General features: G+C 57.9%; 5 protein-coding genes. 1 reads left to right on the top strand and 4 read right to left on the bottom strand.

Going from position 1 to position 7023, the window contains the following annotated elements:
* Nucleotides 1-215 precede the first annotated feature (215 nt).
* Complete coding sequence (gene recA, locus IQ273_RS28350) at nt 216-1349, bottom strand: recombinase RecA (RefSeq protein ID WP_228054047.1); 1134 nt, start codon at nt 1347-1349, stop codon at nt 216-218.
* A gap of 152 nt (nt 1350-1501) precedes the next feature.
* Here recA and IQ273_RS28345 point away from each other — a divergent pair, with 152 nt between their 5' ends.
* Nucleotides 1502-1732, top strand: coding sequence for a hypothetical protein (locus tag IQ273_RS28345; RefSeq protein WP_194026466.1), 231 nt, complete (start codon nt 1502-1504; stop codon nt 1730-1732).
* Here IQ273_RS28345 and drmC read toward each other — a convergent pair.
* The 3 genes from drmC to drmA form a co-directional block, all read right to left on the bottom strand.
* A complete protein-coding gene (gene drmC / locus IQ273_RS28340) occupies nt 1729-2547 on the bottom strand; it encodes a DISARM system phospholipase D-like protein DrmC (RefSeq protein WP_194026465.1) in 819 nt (272 codons plus the stop codon). The two genes, IQ273_RS28345 and drmC, sit on opposite strands and share 4 nt — an antisense overlap.
* Nucleotides 2544-4415: a DUF1998 domain-containing protein gene (drmB, locus tag IQ273_RS28335; protein ID WP_194026464.1), complete on the bottom strand. Its 1872-nt coding sequence runs from the start codon at nt 4413-4415 to the stop codon at nt 2544-2546. Before drmB ends, drmC begins: the two co-directional genes overlap by 4 nt.
* Nucleotides 4408-7023, bottom strand: a 2616-nt coding sequence (gene drmA / locus IQ273_RS28330) for a DISARM system helicase DrmA (protein ID WP_194026463.1), incomplete at its 5' end; no start/stop codon positions are given. The genes drmB and drmA, both read right to left, overlap by 8 nt.

Here is a 7023-nt window from a genome sequence, read left to right as displayed (position 1 = left end):
GACCCTCCTCGGTCTCGTCGTACGACTCAACATCAATACCGGGTAAACCCAAGAGCTCTGTCAGTAGAGGCACCATAGCCATAACGTATAGTAACGGCTACTTCAGCATACTCATTCCAGGAGAGCCAAATAGTTCACCTAATTACTTGCAAATCCAAACTAATTCTTAAAATTACCTCCACTAATTAAGCTCTTTGGTTGATCAGCATCAAGAATCAATCCTCTTCCCCTAGGATGTCATCCGCCGCCTCAATTTCCATATCAGCCTCATCCTCCACCTCAATCTCCACATCAGCCTCCACCGCAGCGCCGCCAATCTCCAGCTTCTCTCTCACCTGGGCCTCAACCTTCTGGGCAAACTCAGCATCCTCAAGCAGCCGCTGAATGGTGTTGTCGCGCCCCTGACCCACGTTTTCGCCCTCGTAGCTGTACCAGGCCCCCTTACGCACAATGACCCCGTGCTGCTCAGCTAGGTCTACCAGACAGCCCATAGTCGAAATGCCCTGGCCAAAGAGAATGTCAAACTCTCCAATGCGGAAGGGTGGGGCCACCTTGTTCTTAGCCACCTTCACCTTGGCTCGAATGCCATACTCTTCGGTGCCCTTCTTCAGGGTTTGGATGCGGCGAATGTCGAGGCGTACTGAGGCATAGAACTTGAGCGCATTGCCCCCGGTGGTGACCTCTGGGTTGCCGTAGGAGATGCCGATCTTCTGGCGCAGCTGGTTCAAGAAGATAACCGTACACTGCGACTTACCAATGCTGCCGGTGATCTTCCTCAGCGCCTGGCTCATGAGGCGGGCCTGTAGACCCACATGCGTATCGCCCATCTCGCCTTCAATCTCTGCACGGGGCACCAGGGCCGCTACCGAGTCAATGACCACCACATCAATGGCTGACGACCGCACCAGCTGATCGACCACCTCTAGGCCCATCTCCCCGGTATCCGGCTGGGACACCAGCAGTTCGTCAACGTTCACCCCTAGGGCAGCGGCATAGATCGGGTCGAGGGCGTGCTCTGCATCTACAAAGGCGGCGACTCCACCGGCCTTCTGCACCTCAGCCAGAACATGCAGGGCGACGGTGGTTTTACCCGAACTCTCAGGGCCGTAAATTTCAATCACCCGCCCTTTAGGTAGGCCACCACCTAGAGCCAGGTCAAGGGTGAGTGCTCCAGTGGAGATGGTTTCAACCTTCATCCGAGCAGCATCGCCCAGGCGCATGATTGCCCCTTTGCCAAAGTTGCGCTCGATCTGGCCCAGCACCAGCGTTAGGGCCTTATCCTTCTCCACCTGCTCTGGTGTTTTCTTGGGTGAATCTGTATCTGCTTTGCTGCTTTTCCGGCCTGCCATGATTCCCTCGGTGGTACAGAACAAGACTCCTGAACCCCAGAACAGTTGTCTTTAGAGAATCAGTTTAGTACACTTGTTCCAAATCGCAATAGGTCGTTATCCAGACCCCAGGGGATAACTGAGATTGAACCTACCAACACTAGGGGGTAGACATGACCCAGCAGACCGTGACCGAATTCATCGCCTTCCCCGATTGGATCGTGGCTGTCACCCACCGCCGCACCACGGGCTTTTTCTGCTGGGTGATCACCCCTGAACTAGCGGCACTGACCGATGGCGAAACCTACCCCACCAGCCAGGATGCCCTAGAAGCCGGGCGCAGCCTGGTGTACTGCTCCACAGGGCCACCGATCGACTTTAGCCGCTGTCGTCTTTACGATTAGTTTAAGAGTTGAAGAGGGCATAGGATCCCAACCTCCGCTAGGGTTTGAAATTGGCAGAGGATTTCGGCTGCCAGCGCTCGATTATGGATCAAGGCTCCCATTTCCAGGTTGAGCGTCAGAGCATAGTGAGTTAGGTTGGCGCTTGAAAGAAAGACCCACCTACCATCTGCAACAGCACATTTCGCATGTAGCGATCCATGCCTCCCAGAGCTATCTTTGGGACGCTGCGCGATAGGCCACACCAGGACTTGTGCCCGGTCTAATATATCTGGCCCGAATGTGGCTACCAAGCCATAGGCGATCTTACCTTCGCTTTCGTCTGGGGCCTCAGCGATGATTTGAAGCGACACGCCGCGATTCAAGGCGTCGTCTAGGGCGTCAGCGATCTCTGGCACCTTGTAAACCGCAAAGCTAACGATGAGCAACTTTTCTTGTGCTGAACGAATCAGTTGCAGCAAAGCTTGGTCGGTTCGCCTTAGGGGAGTGAATTGAGGATTGGGGCCTGTCCATACCAATTCCAGGGACAATTCTCGGCGCGATTCTGCTTCACAGTGAGCAGCGGCGGCTAGGGCCGTCGTTAAGGCGAACAGGCCTGAGGCTGGGTACTCTACTTGCCATAGGGAGAGCAAGTCAAGCACGTCCTGCCGCCACTGAGTATTGGGTAGCGCTTGGCAGAGCTGTTGGCTAACGCCATATCCCTGTATCCCCATATCTATGCTGGTCAAATTCTCGATGACCGTCACCAGCATCGCGGGTGGCAGCGTCTGGGCGACATTACGGATTTGAGCGAGCAGTTGGGGCGATAAGGGGGTCACGGAGAGGCTACATCCTGGAAGAAGGCAAAGGACGCTGATTTTGAGTTGATGGTAGGCACCAAGAGCGCCCGGTCTAAATACTTGTTCCCCCGTTCGCAGGAGGTTTCCGGACTGAAGAGGCAGGCATGGCAAGCAGCCCAGTGCAGCTCTGTACTGGGTTCGTGATCGGCGCAGAGGGGGTCTGAGGCGCAGAGGCGCATTTGCTCTAGAGCTTGATCTATATGGCGACCCAGTATCTCTGGACGTCCCAGATTGACCAGGCCCCCAAGGGTGCCTTCGCTATCAGGGGCAGCGGTGTAGATCAAGACTCCGGCCATGGCAATATCGTCTTCGGGGCAGCTAGAGTAGATCCGCTCTCGCAGGCTGGCGGCAGCATAGCCGCACTCGATCGCCAACTGTCTCATCAAGGCATGGGCGAAGGAGTGAAGCAGCATGTAGCGCAAGCCCGGAAAGTGCTCTTCTGGGTTCTCGATATTGCGGACTTTGCGCCATTGGGTGTGGGCCTGATGGCTACGCTTTTCGTACTCTTGCAGGGCCGGGTGACGCTTGATCCAGGCCGCAATGGCAGCTTCTTGGAACTGAAGGAAGACACCCTCGCCGCGAATTTCGGTGGCGGGAACCCACCGGGGGTGCACACTACGGCTGAGGGGCACCATGGGAATCTCGGCCCGAGTTCCCACTTCGCTTAACTCTCCTGGGAACTCAATGCGGGTAAAGCCAATTAGAGCACGGACTTCCCTGAGTCGTTCGACCAGCACTACTTTGCTGATATAGCTCTCGTAACCTATGGGTGGAGCAACTGGCTTGAGGCGAAAGTCATCGGTATTGAGGGCCGGGTCGGCAGCGGAGAAGACCAACCATTCAGGCAGTTTTAGATTCTTGGTGTCTTCGTCTTCAGCATCCTCGGGATGGGCTTGTTTTTGGATGGCGGCCCATAGATCGTCATCGGTATAGGTAGAGAATGGTTTTAACTGCCCGATGCGTCGTAACAAGGAGAGTTCACTAATACCGGCTACCTCTTTGAGTACGGCCCAGTGCTTCTCGACCAGCTGCCCTAGTTCGTCTCGGGTGCCCGGAATAGAGAGCACGGCTAGGGTCATCGGAAACCAGCTATTGGAGGCACCCAATAGAATCGATTTCATCTGCTCTTCGCAACCGTCGTCGTCGAAGTTGCGTAGGTGGGGATTACGCCCTCGGCACTGGGGCATATTCTGGGTGCCGGGGGTGCCAAAGGCATCGGAGAGCGATCGCGACTGGTTACAGCGATCGCAGCGCACCACCACATCTGCCGCTGAGCCCGAAACGCCCACTTCCAACAGGCGCAGGGCACCGGGACAGTCGGTTGCACCCCGGTGGACATAGTAGAGCCAGGGAAAGTCATCCAGGTGGCCCTGGCGGCAGGCGACTAGGAATCGGGCGGGGATGACAGTAGGTGCATATTTGCCTCGCGATCGCTGGCAGTTGCTGTGGATATAGCGGTTGCGATCGGCCCGGTAGGGATCGGGCTTAAATTCAAACATGCCCTTGCTGAAGGGGGCCAGCAGTCGGCAGGCGGGACATACGCCCCACCCTGGGAACGGCGACACGGGAATGCCGACCCGAGCATTTTTGTCGAAGGGACTGGTGGGGCCAAGATCATCCTCGGGTGGAGTCGGGGGCGGCACCAGGCGCTGAACCTGTGGCCCCAGTTCTTCTCGCACCGCTGCTAGCAGTCGTTCCTCAGCCAGGGGATTGGACTGGGTGGTATCCCACTCATCGAGACCCATCACCATGGCCGAGAGGTTGGGCAGATCTACGATGGAGCCCACCCCAAAGGAAAACATAATTTGACTAGGGCGTAGTTCACCTACCCTGTAGTGGTTACTCATGGTTCCCCGCTGGCATCGGTTTTGGTGCTCGACTGAAGTCATCATCGGGCACCTGGTCGTTCAAAATCAGGCCGATGGTAGGCTCCACATTGCGCAGGGAGTTGAGGCAGGTAAAGCGTTCCCAATCTAAAGTGCCAGGAGATTTGAGTAGCCCCTGGGTCAAACCGTCTTTCTGGGTTTTGTAGCCCAAGATCTTGCCACCTGTGGTGTCTTCGGCCTCGTAGAGCCAGTAGTCTAGGCGCGACTCCAGTTCCTTTTTGACCAAGTCTCGGACGTCTGAAGACCCAGACACCAACCAGGCGCGATCGACAATGGTTTGAACCGCGTCCTGCACATAGGGGTCATCTCGGCGAATGCGTCCGGCGCGGTTGTTGAGGTTAAACTCACTCTTCGCTAAGCGGATCAGCGCCACCAGTAAGGCTGACAGGCCTCGATCCATGGCTCCTGACGAAAACGGGGTCAGCGACAGGCTCTCCACATGCTGGTAGAAGGTAGCGTGGTACTGCTCAAACCGCTCGTAGTGGGAGAGGTCGCGGGGTCTAGCCCAGTTGAAAATGGTGATCACCAGCCCTGGGAAACGCCGCCCGACCCGCGAGGTGGACTGAATGTACTCCGCTGTGGTCTTCGGTTGCCCCGTTACCGCCATCACCGCCAGGCGGCTGACATCGACCCCGACGGAAATCATATTGGTGGCCAGCAGCACATCCAGAGGCCGACGGCGCTTACCTTTCGACTCCTTGGCCGCTTCGGGCTGGTTCTCAAAGGAGGTCTCTAGCTGATCCAACACCAGGGGAATATCGGTTGAAGATTTGCGGGATGTCAATTCTTCGATATTTCTCAGCTGTCGTCGGGCTAACCCCCGCCGGTCCATTTTCCTCAGCCGTTGCTGAATGTCGTCGTCTACCAAGCGGCGGGTGCCCCCCAGCTCGCGCATGGAGTTGAAATAGCCCACCAGGGTCATCCAAGGATCGACGCGATCGCCGTACTCCTCAAAGAGCGACTGAGCCGCTGCCAAAATAGCGGTATAGGTGCGAATGGTGGCGGCCTTGAGCCGTCGCCCGGTGGCACAGATGCCGAGATAGAGGCGGCCTGGGTGCTCTTCGCTGGGGGCACGCTGGCGGGAGAAGAAGTTGTCGCCCACCTCTAGCCCCTGGGGTGGAAACACCTGGACTTTGCGGACGAAGAGGCTGTGAACCTGGTCTTGGGCTTGGCGAATGGTAGCGGTAGAGGCGATCACCTTGGGGCGTACCCGCTGGCCATCTACCTCCCAGGAGGCGAGTCGGTCAATGGCGGTTTCGTAGAGGCCCACCAGGGTGCCCAGAGGGCCGCTGATCAGGTGCAGCTCATCCTGAATAATCAGGTCGGGCGGACGCAGGGGATTGATGGGCTGGGTTTTGGCCTTGGGCAGGCCGTAGCGGGCTGGATGGGAGTCTGAATCGTCAACCTCGGGGGAACGGTAGCCGTGGCGATCGCAGTAGCCATCCACCTGCCCAAACAGCATTTGGGTCTCCCCTTTCCAGGGCATTTGGGCAAACTTATCGACTGTGGCAATCAGCAGCGTGGGCAGTCGCCGGTAGATTTCTTCATCCACGACAACGATCGGTAGTCCCTCGTCCTTGGCCTGCTTTTTGCTGAAGGGGCAGCGGCCCAGGGCATCGCCGCAGTGTACTAGGGTGCGCCCAGTCCCCTTTTTGAAGGAACTCACCGACAGGTGCTTGCCTTTGTCGATGGCTGAGCCGCACCAGGGGCAGGCGGTGAGCTGGTAAGGCGATCCGCTGCTCGGGGGTGGTCGGTTGCCGCGCAGGGCATCGATCACGGCTTCGCTGTCGTCGGTGCGGTTGGGGGTCGTTTTCATCCCCACCCAGAGGCCAATGCGGAAGGGTTCTTTACCCCAGGTGACAGGGTCTTCACGGCGAATCACTTCGCAGGCGCAGATCAAGGCTGTGGCCCGCTGAAATTGTTGCAGGGTCAGCAGCCGGAGGGTGTAGCGCATCAGCACCGCCACCCCAGCGGCCCCAGAGCGACCAGCAACGGTGCCCTGGAGTCGTCGTAGGCCCATGGTGTAGGCGGCCAGGCCCAGGTAGGCTTCAGTCTTGCCGCCCCCTGTGGGGAACCAGAGCAGGTCGGCGATCGCATCGGTTTCATGGCTGCGATCGCGGTGGTGCAGGTCGGTAGAACTGGGCAAATTCAGCAGAATGAAGGCCAGCTGAAAGGGAAACCAGGTCGGGCTCTCGATGGGGTCATTATCGGTGGCTTCTCCCTGGCGTACCTTCGCGGCGTAGAGCGACTGCCGCCGCTGGAGGTACATGGCCTGATTCATAAACTGAAAAGCCTGAGCCGCCTGGGGGTTTTGCTGCAGCGTCTCAATACCCGCTTGGATGCGGTTGAGGGCGGTTTCGCACCGTTCTAGGGCTCGGTTGGCGGCTTCTCGATGCTCTATCAGGGATTCAGCCGGATCTTCAATCAAGGCGGTCTGGTCGGCAATCCACTGGGCGTAGGCCTGGGGCAGGGCAGCTAGCTTTTGGGGCAGGTCTGCGGCGGGGGTCTCTGCCAGGGCTTTCATGTCCAGCTCTAGCTCGGCGAGGGCTGGAATTTCTTGCTGGGTGGG

Origin of the sequence: Nodosilinea sp. LEGE 07298 (assembly GCF_015207265.1) — a bacterium.
Lineage (GTDB): Bacteria > Cyanobacteriota > Cyanobacteriia > Phormidesmidales > Phormidesmidaceae > Nodosilinea.
This window is presented reverse-complemented; position numbering and strand designations above follow the sequence as displayed.

Excerpts from the sequence above, each read along its gene's own strand:
- recA (WP_228054047.1), bottom strand. The coding sequence starts at position 1,349 with ATGGCAGGCCGGAAAAGCAGCAAAGCAGATACAGATTCACCCAAGAAA.
- IQ273_RS28345 (WP_194026466.1), top strand. The coding sequence starts at position 1,502 with ATGACCCAGCAGACCGTGACCGAATTCATCGCCTTCCCCGATTGGATC.
- drmB (WP_194026464.1), bottom strand. The coding sequence starts at position 4,415 with ATGAGTAACCACTACAGGGTAGGTGAACTACGCCCTAGTCAAATTATG.